Annotated in this window: 12 protein-coding genes and 1 pseudogene; 3 read left to right on the forward strand and 10 right to left on the reverse strand. The window is 63.1% G+C overall.

Annotated features, from left to right (window positions below; all coding sequences use genetic code 11):
• Positions 1-81: 81 nt before the first annotated feature.
• Entirely contained in the window at positions 82-591 is a 510-nt protein-coding gene (locus V5E97_RS27180) for a hypothetical protein (protein ID WP_406694704.1), read from the forward strand.
• Between the two features lie 67 nt (positions 592-658).
• Here V5E97_RS27180 and V5E97_RS27185 read toward each other — a convergent pair whose 3' ends face one another.
• From V5E97_RS27185 to V5E97_RS27195, 3 genes are all read right to left on the reverse strand, one after another.
• A complete protein-coding gene (locus tag V5E97_RS27185) occupies positions 659-1,510 on the reverse strand; it encodes a maleylpyruvate isomerase N-terminal domain-containing protein (RefSeq protein ID WP_406694705.1) in 852 nt (283 codons plus the stop codon).
• Between the two features lie 376 nt (positions 1,511-1,886).
• The gene (locus V5E97_RS27190; RefSeq protein WP_406694706.1) at positions 1,887-2,321 is read right to left on the reverse strand and encodes a PPC domain-containing DNA-binding protein; all 435 of its coding nucleotides are present in this window, start codon (positions 2,319-2,321) and stop codon (positions 1,887-1,889) included.
• A 58-nt stretch (positions 2,322-2,379) separates the two neighbouring features.
• Positions 2,380-3,756 carry a hypothetical protein gene (locus V5E97_RS27195; RefSeq protein WP_406694707.1) on the reverse strand — a complete coding sequence of 459 codons (1,377 nt, stop codon included), beginning with the start codon at positions 3,754-3,756 and terminating at the stop codon, positions 2,380-2,382.
• A gap of 390 nt (positions 3,757-4,146) precedes the next feature.
• Between V5E97_RS27195 and V5E97_RS27200 the strand changes: the two genes are divergently transcribed.
• The gene (locus V5E97_RS27200; RefSeq protein ID WP_406694708.1) at positions 4,147-5,604 is read left to right on the forward strand and encodes a Gfo/Idh/MocA family protein; all 1,458 of its coding nucleotides are present in this window, start codon (positions 4,147-4,149) and stop codon (positions 5,602-5,604) included.
• A gap of 104 nt (positions 5,605-5,708) precedes the next feature.
• A complete protein-coding gene (locus V5E97_RS27205; protein ID WP_406694709.1) occupies positions 5,709-6,512 on the forward strand; it encodes a bestrophin-like domain in 804 nt (267 codons plus the stop codon).
• Between the two features lie 60 nt (positions 6,513-6,572).
• On the opposite strand, the gene V5E97_RS27210 is transcribed toward V5E97_RS27205, so the two are convergent.
• The 7 genes and pseudogenes from V5E97_RS27210 to V5E97_RS27240 form a co-directional block, all read right to left on the reverse strand.
• A complete protein-coding gene (locus tag V5E97_RS27210) occupies positions 6,573-6,977 on the reverse strand; it encodes a DUF3224 domain-containing protein (protein ID WP_406694710.1) in 405 nt (134 codons plus the stop codon).
• Positions 6,978-7,042: 65 nt separating this feature from the next.
• A complete protein-coding gene (locus V5E97_RS27215; protein WP_406694711.1) occupies positions 7,043-8,329 on the reverse strand; it encodes a Bcr/CflA family multidrug efflux MFS transporter in 1,287 nt (428 codons plus the stop codon).
• Between the two features lie 296 nt (positions 8,330-8,625).
• Entirely contained in the window at positions 8,626-11,070 is a 2,445-nt protein-coding gene (locus tag V5E97_RS27220; protein WP_406694712.1) for a c-type cytochrome domain-containing protein, read from the reverse strand.
• A gap of 347 nt (positions 11,071-11,417) precedes the next feature.
• Entirely contained in the window at positions 11,418-12,407 is a 990-nt protein-coding gene (locus V5E97_RS27225) for an NAD-dependent epimerase/dehydratase family protein (protein ID WP_406694713.1), read from the reverse strand.
• Positions 12,404-14,050, reverse strand: coding sequence for a fatty acid CoA ligase family protein (locus V5E97_RS27230; RefSeq protein WP_406701225.1), 1,647 nt, complete (start codon positions 14,048-14,050; stop codon positions 12,404-12,406). Before V5E97_RS27230 ends, V5E97_RS27225 begins: the two co-directional genes overlap by 4 nt.
• A gap of 534 nt (positions 14,051-14,584) precedes the next feature.
• Positions 14,585-15,522, reverse strand: a pseudogene (locus V5E97_RS27235) (alpha/beta fold hydrolase).
• A 181-nt stretch (positions 15,523-15,703) separates the two neighbouring features.
• The gene (locus tag V5E97_RS27240) at positions 15,704-16,750 is read right to left on the reverse strand and encodes a 3-oxoacyl-ACP synthase III (RefSeq protein ID WP_406694714.1); all 1,047 of its coding nucleotides are present in this window, start codon (positions 16,748-16,750) and stop codon (positions 15,704-15,706) included.
• Between the last annotated feature and the right edge of the window lie 16 nt (positions 16,751-16,766).

A 16,766-nucleotide genomic window follows, 5' to 3' on the forward strand; every position in this document is an offset into this window, starting at 1 on the left:
CTGTCGCCGATCGCATCTCCGAACCAGAACTGAAAAATTCCCGAGCGAGACGAGACGCTCGGCTCTGCGGAGGGTCTTCGTATGCTGATTCATCGAATTCTTTCGGTCCGCCCTGCCTTGTTTGTTGCGCTGGCCAGCCTGATCGTCATGGGCCTTGGTTGTGGTGATGACAGCGGAGTCGCCACGCGCTATCCCGTCTCCGGCAAGGTCACCTACAAAGGAGCACCGATCAAAAAGGCGTCCATCAACCTCGTTCCCAATGATCCCGAGGGCCGCCCGGCGGGAGGGAAGGTCGTCGATGGCGAGTATGTCCTGACCACGGTCAACACTGACGACGGGGCGATCCCTGGAAAATATAAGGTCACCATCGACGACCGAGAGCTCGACGCCGACGCCATGCGCGCCAGCGCCGATGCCGAGGCAAAGAAGAAAGGGGTCTCCTACAGTGTCATTCCCCAGCATCTACAGGCGGGTGCCCTCAAAAAAATGAAAAGTTTGCTTCCTGGCAAGTATCAAATTGCGTCCACCTCCGACCTCGAAGTCGAGGTGAAGAACGAGTCCAATACCTTCAACCTCGAGTTGAAGGATTGATCCCGAGACATCGCTTGGACTCGACCCCACAAAGGCGCCGCGGCTCATTCTCGGCGCCTCCGAAGCATCAAGCCATCACAGAGACTATTTCCAACACCGGCTCTCCGTAGGCGATCTCGCCATCAATCCGGAGGTTCGGGAACCGGGCACGGGCCGTGGCTCGGTCGGTTCGCTTTGTGAGGAGCTTCCAGGCGATCGACGGGTCGAGAGTCACAACCGAATCGGCCACATCCTCCACTTCGTAGTACAATTTCCAGGCGTTCGCCTCGCGTCTGACAAACCAATCGCCCCCGGCTTGCCCAACGACCTTCACCGCGACGAGCGTCCCCTCCGGAGCCGAGACGTCGCGGTAGGTCTGAGGCAAGGCACGCATAAATGTGTCAAGGACCGGGTAATAGAGGTGCCGCTCATCGATCGGGGTGGAACGATCGACGGCATCGGCAATCTGCCGCTGGTGATGCCATCGTTCAGTGAACTCGCGCGCGATGTCGAACCACATGAGCGATTCCGATTCGCCGGCCCAGGCGACGGAAAAGAGAGCAGGCGCAAACGGGTCGGCCGACTCGAAGAACTCCGCAAGCTCGGCTGTGAACTTCTCCATCAGTCCGATCAAGACCGTCGGGCTCAGACGGGACGTGGCCGAGGTCCATTCGGAATTCAGTCGATTCAAATAAGCGACGAGTTCCGTGTAGGAGGCGAATCCCTTCGGCGCATCCGGTGGAACGTAGCCGTCACGCTGCATCGAGAGCCTGCGAAGCGCTGAGTCGAGCAGGTGCGAAGTGATGTCCTTCACGGACCAAGCCGAGCAGACGGTGGGCCGTTGCCAGTCCTTGGGTGAGAGCGAACGCAGCAGGTTGAGGAGATGCCCGTCCAGTTCTCGGAACAGGGGAGCGACGAGGATCGGTTCTGGCGATTTCATCGGGTTTCTCCCTCGTTTTTCGGATTCCACAACCCTTGACAGGCCTCACGGTGATTGGGTTCAGCCTGGCGGTATGTTGTGGGGGGCGTACAAGGGTTGACCTATTTTGGGGCGTCGGCCTGTCCTGCCGCCGCCCTGACGAGGGCGTCGCTTGCCCTCTTCCGTCTGGTCTGGTTGGGGATATCCCCTCTTTCCCTTCACGAGCGGATTGATTGAGTTGAGAAGCCTTCTTGGCCGAGCCGATCCAGGTATACCTTCATGTCGCCTCGGCTTTCGAGGGCCAGACGACGCAGAGCGTCGGGGACGGCATTCCCACGGGGGACCGTGGGAACGAGGAGGATTCCTCGCTCGATGGCGGGTCGTTGTTGATTTTAGCTCAGAGGCGGATCAGTGCCAGGCCCGACTCGGGGTCCATCTCTTTACGGAGGTGCGCGGGGCACTCCACGAGAATGACCTCGAGAGTTGGTCTCACATGAGCTTCGAGGAGGTGGCCTCCCAAGGTGGTGCCGTCGGAGCGGCCGACGACGGTATGCACGTGAACGCTGGGTTCGCTGTCCTTCATGGCGATGTCGCCGGTCAGTGAGAGAACTTCAACCTGTTCGTTGAACGGCATTTTCTTGTAGTCCTTCGTCTCCCAGTTGAAGTAGCCCAGGGTTACGTCGCTGAAGGCTCCGATGGCCGACAAGCGGCTGGCGCCGAGCCGCCTCGTCTTGGCGAATTCCACTAACGTGGACATGACCTCGTCCCCCTTCTCGAAGATCAGGGCGTAGGTTTTCTCTCCCTCATGGTCGTGGATCAACTTTGATTTCATCGTGTCCTCTCCTTGTGTTGCTCGGTGGCCGCGAACTCTGGAAGCAAGTGATCGTGATTCAGGAGGGGTCGGTCAGTTCCGGGGCGGGCGTGTAGGACAGGTCAGTCAGGTGAGGCGTTTCGAGGCGGGTCCCACCGGCCGCCTGAGAGTCGATCAGGGCGGCCAGGATCCCGGTGACGAGGTACGTACGTTCGACCGGATAGCTCGGTTGGCCCGTGCGGAACATGACTTCGATATGATTGCATAAAAAGCTGAAATGGTCGCGTTGGGGCTTGTTCAGGATCGACCAGGTGCCGACCGGTTCGGCCGTACCGCGGACTCGCGCGGCGAAGGCGAACTCGTCGGCCAGCCCGCGTGAGAGATAGGCCGCCGCCTGGAAGCCGTCGCGGTACTCGACCAGAAGGACGACCGCGTTGGGGTCGGCCTTGCTGAGTGCCTCGGGGTCGGTCCCGATCGCCTTGTGCTTGGGGAGGTGTCGGATTGCTTCGTGGACCAGGTCGGCCGGCCACCGTCCTTCGCGGGCGGCGTCCCACGCCGCCTCGCCTTGCAAGCACTGGACCGCCTTGACCCCGATGGCGCCTTGCCCGCGGCGCTCGACGAAGGACTGGAGCAATTCCAGGGTGTGGAACCCATAGACCTCGAGGCCGGCGAATCCAAACGCCAAGCCGCTGTCGAGCGTGATCCCTTGCCGGAACGCCAGAGCGGGGCGACGCCAGGCGACCGGCACACTCGACCCGGCCATCATCGGAAAACCAAGTGTACGCGACTGCTCGTACATCCAGCGGGCATTCTCCCACGAGTAGGAAAAGTGCTTGTCATTGTAGACCGGCACGCTTCGCCCCGACCTTCGAAAGACCTTGACGATCTCCTCGAACAGCCTGCGTCGCGGGTAGAGATGCTGCCCCTTGGCGTTGGTCGGATAATCGCCGTGCTCGCCGATCAGGATGACGCCATCGACGTCGAGCGAATCGCCTCCCAGGCCCAAGGCTTCGGCGGGAGTCTCGAAGAGAGGGATGCCGTAGCGTGCGGCCATCCCTCGGCCGATATCCGAGGGGGGGAACTGTTCGATCGCCAGGCTGACGACCTGGCAATGGGGCTGGTGCGTTCGCCCTGCGATCGCATAGCCTTCGATAAACTTGGTAATAATGTCGTCAGCATGCGAGTATTTGAAGTAGGCCGTAGTGATCGCGGCCAACCGTTTCGGCTGCCCTTGCGGTGGTGGCAGGGCATCCGTGGGGAGCACGACCGTCGGCTCGGGCATCCGCGGACTCTCGAGCAGGAATGAGCCTGAGGAGTCGGTTTCGGGGCGCTTTGCTTGGTCTGGGGTCGTGGCCGCGAGCAAACTGGGAGGGCGGCCACCGACGAGTTGGCCTCCCACGGCACCGGCGGCGGCTGTCAGGACGTCCCGACGCGTGGGGTGGCGGCTCTCGCTCATCGTCTTGGTCCTCGAAAGCAACGAAGTGGATGGATGGCCCCTGTCGTCAACCAAAAGCATGGCAAGAATGTGGCCGGTTCGAAAGTTTATTCCTGGAGGATGCGGTTGCCGTTGCCAAGTCCCATTTCCAATCAATGGAAATCATGAGTGATTGATGCTGCGGACGGGGTGCCCGCGGACCCAGGAGGGGGCGCGAGGGTCGGCCTTGTTGGGAACGATTCCTTTCTGGGACCGCGAGCGCCCCGCCTGCTCTGTTTCCTGTCGTTCAGGACTTGGGGAGGGAGAAGTCTCGGAAAGTTCGTGGGAATTGTCGGTCCGGTCGATCATAATCAGACCCAAGTCTCGCCGTCTCCGCTCGAGTTCATCCCAATCACGTTCAGGAGAGGATCGATGTCGCATCTGAGTCGTCGCCAGTTTCTGGGTCGTTCGGTGGCCGCCGGCATCGGCGCAAGCTTCGCCATCGGGGGCACCAAGTCGTCTGGCCGGGTCATCGGCGCCAATGACACCATCCGCATCGGTGTGGCCGGCTTGAACGGCCGAGGATCGGCGCACGTCGACGCCTTTGCCGGCATGAAAGGGGTCGAGATCACTTACCTGATCGACCCGGATAACACGACCTTCAAGAAACACCTCGGCACGATCAGCAAGCGGGGGGGAAGCGTCCCGAAGACGGTTGCGGACGTTCGCCGCGCGCTCGATGACAAAGAGCTCGACGCGATTTCGATCGCCACGCCCAATCACTGGCACGCCCTGATGACCATCTGGGGCTGCGAGGCGAACAAGGACGTCTACGTCGAGAAGCCGGCCAGCCACAACGTCCACGAGGGGCGGATCGCCGTCGACGCCGCGCGCAAGTACGACCGGATCGTCCAGCACGGCACCCAGAACCGGTCGAATCCGGCCTGGGCCCAAGTGGCCGAGGCGGTCAAGTCGGGTAAGTACGGCAAGTTGAACGTCTCACGCGCCCTCTGCTACAAGTCGCGCCCGAGCATCGGGTTCAAGCCGGACATTGCCACGCCTGACAATATCGACTTCAACCTCTGGACCGGGCCGGCCCCTGAGCACCCGTTCAACAGGAACCTTGTTCACTACAACTGGCACTGGTTCTGGGACTACGGCAACGGCGACATCGGCAACCAGGGGGTCCACGAGATGGACAAGGCGCGCTGGCTGATCCCAGGCGCCACCCTGCCCAAGAGTGTGATCTCGGTCGGCGGCCGGCTTGGCTACAAGGACCAGGGGCAGACTGCCAACTCCCAGATCGCCGTCCTCGACTACGGCGATTCTCAGATCATCTTTGAGGTCCGTGGTTTGCCGACGGAAGGGTATCACGGCGAGATGGTCGGTAACTTCGCCCACCTCGACTCGGGGACGCTTACCGTGAAGAAGGGAGTCGCGGTGTTCATCCCCAAGGGGAGCGACAAGGCCGAGCCGCTGCCCAAACTCAAGACGCCGCTGGGCCCGGTCGTTGACGGTGAGAAGGGGCACTTCGCCAACTTTATCGCCGCGATCCGCAGCCGCAAGGTCGAGGATCTCAACGCCGACATTCTCGAAGGCCACTACTCGGCCGCCCTCTGCCACCTCGCCAACATCTCGTACCGCCTGGGCAAGCCGACTCCGTTCAGCTCCAAGGCTTTCAGCGACAACAAGGACGCCACCGAGGCGTTCGGCCGGATGGAAGAGCATCTCAAGGACAATGGCGTGAAGCTCAGCGAGACGACCTACCAGGTCGGGCCCAAACTCGTCGTCGACGCCAAGAGCGAGTCGTTCGTCGATAGCCCCGAGGGCAATAAGCTCCTGACCCGACAGTACCGCGAGCCGTTCGTCGTCCCCGAGTCGATCGCCTGAGCGATCGGACTTGGTTTTACGATCGCTGGGCCCGGGCTCTCTTCCACGAGTTCGGGCCCAGGCTGCGCGCGGCCATCGGAATTGGGAAGAGGGGAGACGCATTGTTGGAACTCGACACTTATTTCATGGGATTCTTCCTGGTGACCGCCAGCGCCATTCTGGCGATCATCGGCTTGCTCACTGTCCGGAAACTGCTCAGTACCAGAGACCTGATCTCTTGCCACGACGTTGGCGGCTACCTGCTCTCGGTGGTCGGCACCCTCTACGCGGTGATCCTCGGCCTGATCGTGGTCGATTCCATGGGGAGTTTCCAGCAAGCCCGTCTGACGACCGAGCAAGAGTCGAATTCGTTGGCCAACGTCCTCATCCTCGCGAAACAGCTTCCCAAGCCGAAGCGGGACGAGATTCAGAAGCACGCCCTGACCTACATCGATCAAGTCATCAACGACGAGTGGCCCAATATGGATGAGGGTCGGCACTCGGACAAGGCTCGCGAATCCGCGATCCGCCTGTTCGACGTGGTCACCGACTTCGAGCCGAAGACCGAGAAAGAGAAGGCGATCTACGCCACCCAACTCACGTCCCTCTGTCAGTTCTGGGACAGCCGGCGGACCCGGACTGTCACCGCTGCGTACGGCGTGACTTCCCTCGAGTGGCTCGTCCTGTTCGTTGGCGGCGCGGTCACCGTCGCATTCACTTACTTCTTCAAGCTGGACAACCTGCGGATTCAGAGTGTCATGACGATCATGGTCTCGACCCTCATCGCCCTGAACCTCTTTCTCGTCCTGATGTTCGGCTACCCGTTCTCAGGCGATCACCGCGTCAGCCCCGACGGATTCCGGGTGGCCGGACTGATCATCGGACAGGAGAACCGCCCCTCGGAGCCCGCAAGCTCGCCGTATCGGTAAGGATCTGGGCATGGAGATCGAGATGGTGGGCTGTGCCCATCTTACGGGAATCATCGACAATCAAGGAGTGTCAGGGAGGCTGAACTCAAAGTTATATGTATGCTTTCCGTCGGCGATATGGATTCCCATCTTGCCGACAAGCCCCACGAGTTGCCCGGAACCGGAGTTTGGCACCACGGTGATGGAAAGTTGCTGGTCACCGTTCGACATGGTGCCGCTGTGCTGGAGGACGAAGTTGCCGTGGCGGCCATGGAGCGTCCCTGTCACCCGTTCGATCGCGACGTAACCGGCCGAGCCCTGGACTTCGGTGCTGGCGGCCAGCATCTCCCCTTTGCTGGTCGCTTCGAGATCGCCATGGAACTGCTTCTCGATCGACATCCGGCCGAGGGTTGAGCCTTCGGCCTGGTCGGGCGCCGCCTGCGGGTTGAGCTTCACTTCAAACGATCCCGTTGCCTGCGTTGCCATGACCACCTCGGTTCTTGCGGGGAGAGAAGTGTCATCAGATATCGATGGATCGAGTCGCTTACGATTTATTCGGCAGATGATCCGAGAAGCTGCAACGCCCGATCTTCGGCCGCGCTGTTCCGTCGCTCAACGAGGATGGTAATGAGCGTCGAGGTCACCGCGCACCCGGCGATGGTCAGCGCCATCGGTCGGGCCGTGCCGTCGTGAAAGATGCCGACGATGGCACCGGTCGCGGCGCCGACCGTGAACTGGAGCATGCCGAGCAACGCGGAGGCGGCTCCGGCCTGGTGGGGGAAGGGGGCCATCACGGCGGCGGTGGCGTTGGGCAAGATGAGCCCGACCGTCATGAGGCAGAGAAAGATGTCCGCGAAGAACGCGGGGAATCCACCAATCCCGGTCCAGGCGAGGACGGGGAGCAGAAGGGCGGTCACCAGGTTGCCGATCGAGGCTCCGCGAAGGATCGTGTGGGTGTCATAGTGGCGGGTCAGCCAGCGATTGACCTGGGCCGCGCCGATCAGGCCGATCGCGTTGCTGGCGAAGAGCAAACTGAACGCGGTTGGCGAGAGCCCGTAAAACTGCATGAAGAGCGAGGGGGCCGACGCGACATAGGCGAAGATCAGGCCGAGCGCCAGGCTGACCGGGGCCGCGTAGCCGACGAACTTGCGGTCGACGATCATCGCGGCATAGCGGCGCCCGATCGAGCCGATCGAATCTCGAGTACGACGCGAGGGGGGATGAGTTTCGGGCAGGTCGACCGCGACCGCGATGCCGCAGAGGCAGGCGAAACCGGCCAGCGCCCAGAAGATCAAACCCCAACTCCCGATCCGCATCAACCAGCCGCCGGCGGACGGCGCGAGGACCGGGGCGATCCCGATGACGAGCATGAGCATCGAGTAGATCCGCGACGAGTCGGCCTCCTCGAAGGAGTCGCGGACGATCGCCCTTGCGATCACCATGCCCGTCGCACCCGCCAGGCCCATGACGAATCGGGCGAGAATCAAGGATTCGATCGAGCGGGCAAACGCGCATGTCATGGAGGCGACAGCGAACGCGGCGCAACCCCAGAGCAACGGCTTACGACGCCCGAGGCGGTCGGAGATCGGCCCGCAAATGAGCTGCCCGATCGCCAACCCTGCCAGGAAGAAAGAGAGCGTCAGTTGCATCGCCCCCCCCTGCGCCTTGAGGTCGCGCTCGATCTGGGGGAAGGCCGGCAGGTACATGTCGATGCCGAGCGGACCGAAGGCGTCGAGCAAGCCAAGGAGGATGATGAAACGGAGCCCAGGGCTGACCGAAGAAAGGGCGGCTTCCTCGCCGTGCGAAGGAGCAAGCGTCAACAATTGATCTGAGGCCATTGATGAGTCTCGGAGGTCTCGGGATGAGGCTGCGGATGGGGGGGGAGCGTCGGGCGGGGTGGAGGAGAGAGAGCCGCCAAGCCTGGCCATCGAATGTTCACGAACGTTCGCGGCGATCATTCCCTTGACCGGCGAACGTCGCGAATTATAGGGCCAACATCTGTCGAGGCAACTCCGGCCGTTCGAGATTCAACGCGTTCCTCATCGCCGTTGAGCCCCGGCCTGTGGATCCGCGTTCGCTCGCCTCGCGGCAATGAAGCCGCCCCTCACTCTCTTGGGGACGGTAGGCGCCTCGCTCACTTGACGATGATCAGCCCGAGCGCGTGAATGGATTTTGTCGACCGTCCCTGGAGCCCGACTGGGACTTCGCCGTTGCTGGAGACGTTGTTGGGGCTTCCGCCGTTCACGTCCCCGAGCCAGGGGGAAGTGTAGGAATCGCTGGGGACGAGTCGGCCGTTCTTGACACGCATGTAGACGATTTCAAACCCATCGACCCCCAGGCCGGTGTGGGTCCGGAAGCCACCGACGGCGTAGCCCGACTTGGCGACGGTGGTCGTCTCGGGGCTTGCCACTGTGCCGTGGCGTTCCCCCTCGATCAGGCGGGTGCCTGATCGGTAGATCGGCTGGACCGAGCTGATCTTCGGCCCGCCGAAGAACAAGTGGGTGCTGGTTCTCACCCCCACCAGGATCGACCCCGCGGGGCCGACGTCGCGAAACTTGTCGCGGTTTCCTCCCCAGAATGATGCGGGCAGGTCGACGAGTCGGTCGGGGGCGTATCCTTTCTGGCTCCCTGACGCGGGGTAGGTCTTCACGGCCGGCCCCGGCTCCGGCCTGGAATTTCCCCTCGGATTCCCCTGTGAATTGAGCGGGAAATCTGTGTTGAGATTCATGTTCATGTGGGCGTTCATGTTCGCCCGGTGCATGGCGGCGAGCCGGTCCCTCGGGAACGATCCGAACGTGGACGGGAGGCCGTCGCGCGGTTTGAGAGGCTCGCTGGGCTTTGCGACCGTCACAGGGGCGGGCTTTGCGAGGTGGAGCAACGTGAGGTGCCGCGCCTCGGCGATCAAGGGAAAGGCGTTCACGTAGAGGTCGCGTTTCACCGTGCCCTCGGCGAGGAGCAGGCCCAGGGTTTGGCCGAGCTCCGGGGACAGCGCGAGCAGATCACGAAACTCCTTGACCATCAGGCCCGCTTCGGCCGCGGCGACCGAGATGTTCATTTCCTCCTCGAACTGGGTCGCCAACGCAAAGACAGGCTCGGTCCGACTCAGTGCGGCCCCTGTTTCTTTCACGGCGCGGGCGTACCGATCGAGGTCTTCCTGCATCAGCTTGTCCATCCGCTCGTGGGGCGGGTAGAGGGCGACGACCGTGTCGGTGACCTCCTTGCCAAAGGATCGGGACTTCAGGACCACGTCGCGTACCTGGTCGGTCTTCTCGATGAAGCCGCGGTTGTGACAACTCATGCAAGAGATGCCGTTGACCACGGCACCATCCGCCTGCTTGTTGTCGCGCACGATCTCGGTCGGCCCTTTGTCGATCCGTTGTCCATGGCCATCCGTGAGCATGTAACCATTCAAGCCGTTGGGGAGTGCGAAGACGGTTTCGCCGCCGTCGTGTTCGAAGTCAAACGCTCCGCTGCCCGGCCCGAGGGGATGGGCGAACAGGTTCTTGCGGTCGGCGTTCCCGCCGAAGTCGTAGCTCCGCCAGTAGCCACCGTTGGTCGACTCGTGTCGTTCGATCAGCCGGTTGTTCCGCGAGACTCCCGAGGCGTTGAAACCGGCTCGAACCGCGCGGTCTTGACGGATGTTGGCGAGGGCGTCGACGTCGAGCTTCTTCTCGAGCTCCTCAATCGTGGTTGGCAGGCGAAGCACATCGTGGTAGAGCGGCGGCCTTGAGGCTGCGTACACGAACCAGTCGGCCCGGACGAACGGCAGCTCGCAGTCGGTCATGGTGTTGATCGACTCCGAGCTGGTGCCGTTGTATTTGATGCCGTAGGGGTATTCGCTCAGGATGGCGGACCACGTGCCCTCGTCCCAGAGGTAATCCCGGAGGTCGATCCGGAGGACGACCCGTCTGGGGTCGATCGGCTTGGGGACGGTGATCTGCCGGCTCCAGGAAAGGCTGTTGATCAGTTTGGAAAGGCCGTGGCGATAGGTCTGGAGCTGGTCTTCGTTGTCGCCGGCGTTCGCAAGATGGGTGAGGGTGAAGTAGCGGATGAACCGGCGCTCACGGGTCCCAAGGGTGCGGAGGTCGTCGAGGACGGCCCTCAACACCTCGAGCTCTGTCATGAACCTCCGGCTTGTGCTGTTGACCCGGGGTGCGGTCTGATCGGAGGCACCCGCCTGGATCCAGCCGCGCAGCAGGGCCACCTCTCTCGCGCTGGGCCTGGGGAGTGGTGCAGAGTTCGCGGTCTGGTTTTCGAAATCGATTTCCGGCGGCATGTCTCCGCCGACCACACGTTTGAGGAGCTTCGACCGCTCGGGGTCTCCCGGAACAACCCGCTTGCTCTCGACGAGTTTCTTGAGGTCGGTGACGACGTTCAGACCCCCTTCGTTCCGCCCGTTTTGGCCGTGGCAGCGGTAGCAGTATTTTTCGAGCACGGCCCGGGCCGTCTCGGCCGAAGCGCCCGGAAGCCGGTCGGCCGCGCGGCCCTGCTTGGCGAACGAGAGCCACACACCTGCGAGGAAGACAAGGGAACATGTGATCAGGAAGCGGGTGGTCCTGGTTCTTCGCAATGGCAACATTTTAGGAAGGCTCCAGATTCGCTCTCGCGGCTGACGTTGGCACGCGAAAGGATGTGGGATCGATGATCCTCGATCCAACCTCTGTCTGCTTCAGCACTTCAAACGTCGAGAATTGCGTGAAACGACCCGTGACGACCCCAAGTCGCTGTTGCGCTCACTGAATCACTCAGTCGTCATCGACTGAGCTCTCTAATTTCACAGAGAGGTCAATCAAAGACACGTTTACCCCGGGGATACTATCGCATTCCCTCATGCCTTTTGCAACCGCTACGGTCGGTCTTCGACACGTGTCAGGCTTTCGGCGCGTTCCTGGAGTACCGGCGAGAGCGGGCAGGCGGTCGGTCGGGCTACTGGAATGACTTTTCGAGTCGGCGTAGGCCTTCGTCGATTGAGACGGAGGGTTTGTAGCCGAAGTCGCGGCGCGCGGCTCTGATGTCGAACCAGTGGGCGGTCGAGAGCTGGTGTGCCAGGAATCGGGTCATCGGCGGCTCGGCGGTGCGTCCTAGGGCGCGATAGACCTGTTCGAGAAGGGTACCTGCCAGGAGGGCGGCTCCGCGAGGGACGCTTCGAGTGACCGGCGGAACCCCCGCGGCGGCGAGGATGCCGTTGATCAAGGACCAGAGCGGCCAGGGCTCCCCTTGCGAGAGAAAGTAGGCTTTGCCGTGGACCGGCGAATCGGGACCAGGAGCCAGGCGGTCGGCCGCGAGCAGGTGGGCCTCGGCGGCGTTATCGATGTAGATCGAGTCGACAAGATGATCCTTGCGGCCGATTCGGCGGAGCCGGCCCGCGCGGGCCCGGGCGATCAGGCGGGGGATCAGGTGGTTGTCCCCAGGGCCCCAGATCAGGTGGGGCCGGAGCGCTGTGGTGGCCAGCTCGGCGCAATCGGCTTCGAGGACCAATCGCTCGGCCAGGGCCTTGGTCGCGGGATAGGGCGAGTCGAACCGGCTGGCATACGGGGCCGTTTCGTTGACCCCTTCCTGGTCGCGGCCGTCGAAGACGACGCTGGGAGAGCTTGTGTAAACAAGTCTGCGAACGCCGCGGGCCCGGCAGGCCTCGAGCACGTGGCGCGTCCCGTCGACATTGCAGCGGTGATACTCCTCGTACGGGCCCCAGATGCCCGCCTTGGCCGCGACGTGAAAGACGACGTCGCAGCCCTCGACCGCGCGGAGGACCGCCTCCGGGTCGGTCAGGTCGCCACGGATGGGTTCGACACCGAGCGCGGTCAAGGCGGGGTACTCGCCCCGCGCCAGACTGCGGACGGTGTCGCCTCGGGCGCGGAGGAGCCGGACGATCGCGTGGCCGAGGAATCCGCCGCCGCCGGTCACCAGCGCGTTCATCGCAGTCTCCCGGCCGCCCAGACGGCCAACTTCTCGCGGAATATCTTGGCGTTGTGACGGATGTCGACCGGGAACGCCTTATGGAACAAAATGGTCGTGATCCCCTTCGTCTGAGGATGTCTTGCCCCGAGTTCGAGAAGCTCGCGGCGCAAGGCCTCTTTCGAAAGCGGCCGTTCCTTGGTCTTGCCGGCCGCAGTTGCCGCACGTTGCCGCTCGACGCAGAGGACGGGCTTCATCGCCCCGCGCGGGCCGACCCCGACCAGCGCGGTGCGGAAGACCGCGGGATGGGTATTGAAGATGGCCTCGCAGGGGATCGTGAAGAGCGTTTCCTCCAGGGTCACGACGCGGTGGGCCTTGCGTCCGCAGAACCAGATTCGACCTTGATCGTCGCGATAACCGACGTCTCCCATCCGATGATAGACGTCCCCCCCCTGCCCTGGAATCGCGATCTTGGCCAGGGTGGTCGACTCGGGGCGGTTGACGTATTCGCGGGTCACGACCGGTCCTCGGACGACGATCTCGCCGATCGCGCCGTCGGGGAGGCTGAGATCGGCCGACCAGCTCGTGATGGGCTCGTCGGAGATTCGGATGATCTTCACTTCAACATCGCCGACGGGCCGGCCCACGCAGACTCCGGCCCCGCGGTCGGTCAGGTCCCTTGTCTCGTTGAGGATTTCGTGGCTGTCGATCGAGCAGACCGGGAGCGACTCGGTGGCACCGTAGGGGGTCGTCAGGGACGCGCCTGGCTCGAGCATCGTGGCGAACGTCCCGAGCACCTCGGCCGGCACGGGGGCTCCCGCCGAGATCACCCGGCGGATCGTCGGCAATTTGATGCCGTGCCGTGCCCCGTGGTCGCCGACGCGGCGGATCAGGGCCGGGGAGCCGAACATGTTGGTCACGCCGAAGTCTTGGATCGTCTGGAAGATCATCCCCGGGCTGACCTGCGCCGGGCGGGTGAAGTCCATCTCGGGGATGATCGCCGTCATTCCGAGCGCGGGGGCGAACAGGGCAAAGAGCGGAAAGGTGCAGAGGTCGATCTCGCCCGGGCCAAGGCCATAGAGGTCGCGGAGCACGGCCACTTGCGCATCGAAGATCGAATGGGTGTAGACAGCCCCCTTGGGGACTCCCGTGCTGCCACTGGTGAAGAGGATCGCGGCGACCTCGTCGGCCCGGGTCGGAGCAATTGGATACGGTTCATCCGTAACAAGCCATGGCTTGTTCCCGCGAGCATACCAGTCCTTGCAAGGGGGCGCGACGGGCAGGACGGTTCGGAGGGTCGCCTTGCCCCAGCCGAGCAGCCGGCGCGCGAGGTTCGCCAGGGGGATGCCGATAAACGCCTCGGGCTCGGCCTCGGCCAGACATTGGCCGATGTTCTTGATCCCCATCCCCGGGTCGATCAGGACGGGGATCGCCCCTGTTTTGAACAGAGCAAAGGTCAGGGCGAAGAATTCGAGGCTCGGCTTGACCATCAAGACCGTGCGCACCCCCCGGGTGATGCCACCTCGCTCCAGGACGTGCCGCGCCACGGCGTCGCTCTCGCGGTCGAGCTGCTGGAACGTCCAGTGCGTGTGCGCCGGCCGGCCCGCGCGGTCGCGCCCCGCCGGGCAGACGGCCGCCAGCGTGTAGGGCTGGGTCTTCGCCATCTCTCGCAGGTGAGTGGCGATGTTGACGACGGCCGGGCTGGCGCTGGCGCCGATGCCGGTGGACTCAACGCCTCGGATCGGACTGATCCCTTCCGTCGCCACCGGAGTCTCCTTATTGTGCGGCCCCGGAGGGGCGACCGTTCATAGCCAGGGGCTGTGTAATTCCCTGGGATTGACAAGTGCGTAAGTTGAAATCTTTTTAGCCCCTTCGGGGCTGCAATGTATAACTATGTCGAGTCTGCCGCAAGGAAACCGGGCCGTCTGTCTGCCCCGGAGGCCGAAATTCGCGGGAGAAACTTGTTCCCACGCTCCGCGTGGGAATGCCGTCTTGGCCGCTCCGCGGCCCCAACCGCCGGGGAAGACGACGCAGAGCGTCGAGGAAGGCATTCCCACGCAGAGCGTGGGAACGAGATCCCGCTATCCTTGCTGCAGTCTCATTATGTCGAACAATTTCCAGGGATTTCACCCCTAGCGATGAACGGTCGTACCTTCGGGGCTACAAAAAACACATGAGTCTAACACCGGGGCTTCGGCTCACGGGCTTATTCCCACTCGAGGCACCCGGGCGTCTTGCTCGAGCGGATGGTTCGCGAGGAATTCACGGACCAAGGGGACGATCGCCTCGGTCTCGTCCTCGAGGATATAGTGCCCGGACTTGGCGAACCGGTGGACCTCCGCGCTGGGGAATCGGCGGATCCATTCGTCGAGGAAATGGTGGTCGAACACGAAGTCCTTCATCCCCAGCCGATCAACATCGGCACGCTTGCCAGCGCTTCGAGGCGATCTTCGACTTCGGAGATGAGTTCGTAACCGCGGTCGCCGGGGCGGAGCGGGATGTCCTGGACGAATCGGTGAATCGCGATCCGATTGGCCCATGAGTCATAAGGCGCGAGGTAGGCGTCGCGAACCGTGCGCGACATCGGGTGATGGGTGCAGCCGATCCAAGGGGAGGCGGTCCCCCGGCAGAACGCGTTCAGGCCGCGGACCATCCAGGCGCCCAGCGGCGTGTCGCGGCAGACCCACAAGAGCCAGGGGAACGATTTCGATTTGGGCAGGTGGAAGGCGCCCGTATTGAGGATCACCAATCGGGCGATTCGCTCGGGGTGGCGTGCGGCGTAGGTCATGCCGATCATACCGCCCCAGTCGTGGAGCACCAGCGTCAGGTTGCTGTTGACCTCAAGGTGGTCAAGGAGGGCTTCGAGGTCGTCGACCCGCTGGCTCAGCGTGTACTGGTACCGCGAGTCATCGGGCTTGTCCGAGAGTCCGCAGCCGATGTGGTCGGGGACAATGGTCCGGTACGAGCCGTTGAGCGCCTCGACCAGCGAGCGATAGTAGAACGACCAGGACGGGTTGCCGTGGACCATGACGACCGGCTCGCCCTGACCCTCGTCGAGGTAATGGTAGCGCAGGCCTCCCAGGTCGAGGTCACGCCCCGGATGGGCCAGGCGAAATTCGTCGAAGGCGCTGGTCATTCTTAGTCCTGCATCTCAGTCGGCTCAAAAACTTGGCGGATTTGTGGCCCGGGCCATGGCTTCTCTTTGTAGGGTGGGCACGGCCCACCATCGTCTTTGTTCTTCCCTTTGGACTGCGTAAAGATGGTGGGCTGTGCCCACCCTACAAGAAAAGATCACCTGATCAGCAAATAAGAACAGATTACCACTCGAGTCCGAGCATCAGGCAGTTCAAACCGCTGCCGATGCCGAGGAAGGCGACGCGGTCGCCGGGCTGGAGGAAGTCGCGGTCTTCGGCCAGGGCGGCGGTCAAGGGGAGCGAGACGGTGCCGATGTTGCCCAGGTAGGGGAAGCTGGAGAACTCCTTGGCGGGGTCGATGCCCAGCGACTGGAGGATCGTGTCGCGGTGCCCCGAGCCGACCTGGTGGCAGATGACCTTGTCGATCTGGTTGCGCATCCAGCCGAACTTGCGGAGGAAGGCGGACCAGGTTCGGGTGCCGAGGTCGACACCGTGCTTGAGCACGGAGATCGAGTCGGTCGCCATGAACTGCTGCAAGCCGCCGAGCGGGCGGATCGCCTCCAGGCCCCAGCGGCAGAGGGCGTGGAACTGCGGGGCAGTGTGGGTCACGCCGCCAAGCAGTCGCCGTCGCTTCGGTTCGGAGAATGAACCGTCGGTCAGGAGCAATGCCACCGCGCCCGAACCACCGGTGAGGGTGGCCAACGACTCGCGGAAGTTCTCCATCGTCGGCTGCTGAATCATCCGCTCGATCATGATGTCGTTGATCTCACGTGCGGTCTCGCACGAGACGACCATGCCCGCCTTGATTTGACCGAGCTCAATCCGGTTGGCGATGTCGATCATGCCGTTGAGCACGCCCAGGCAGGCGTTGCTGATGTCGTAGACCGCCGTCTCTTCGCCGACCCCGACCCCGGCGGCCACGCGGCAGGCGGTCGCCGGCTCGAACAACTCGCGGCAGACCCCCGCGTAGATCAAGACCCCGATTTCCTCGGGCTTCACGCTCGACGTCGCCAACGCCTGCTTGGCCGCTGCGATCGCCCCATCAGAGACGCGGTAGTCTTCGTCCCACCATCGCCGTTCGACGATCCCCGTCAGCGCTTCGAGCTGCCCTTGGGGAATGCGTAGGGCCTCGTAAAAGCCCGTCAGCCGCGATTCCAGCTCGGTCGACGTCACCACCACGGGCGGTAGCTCGTAGCCGATCGCATCGACATAGACTCGCGAATATCTCATCAGAGTCTCCCCGATG

This window comes from Singulisphaera photorubra (assembly GCF_045290345.1).
Lineage (GTDB): Bacteria > Planctomycetota > Planctomycetia > Isosphaerales > Isosphaeraceae > Singulisphaera.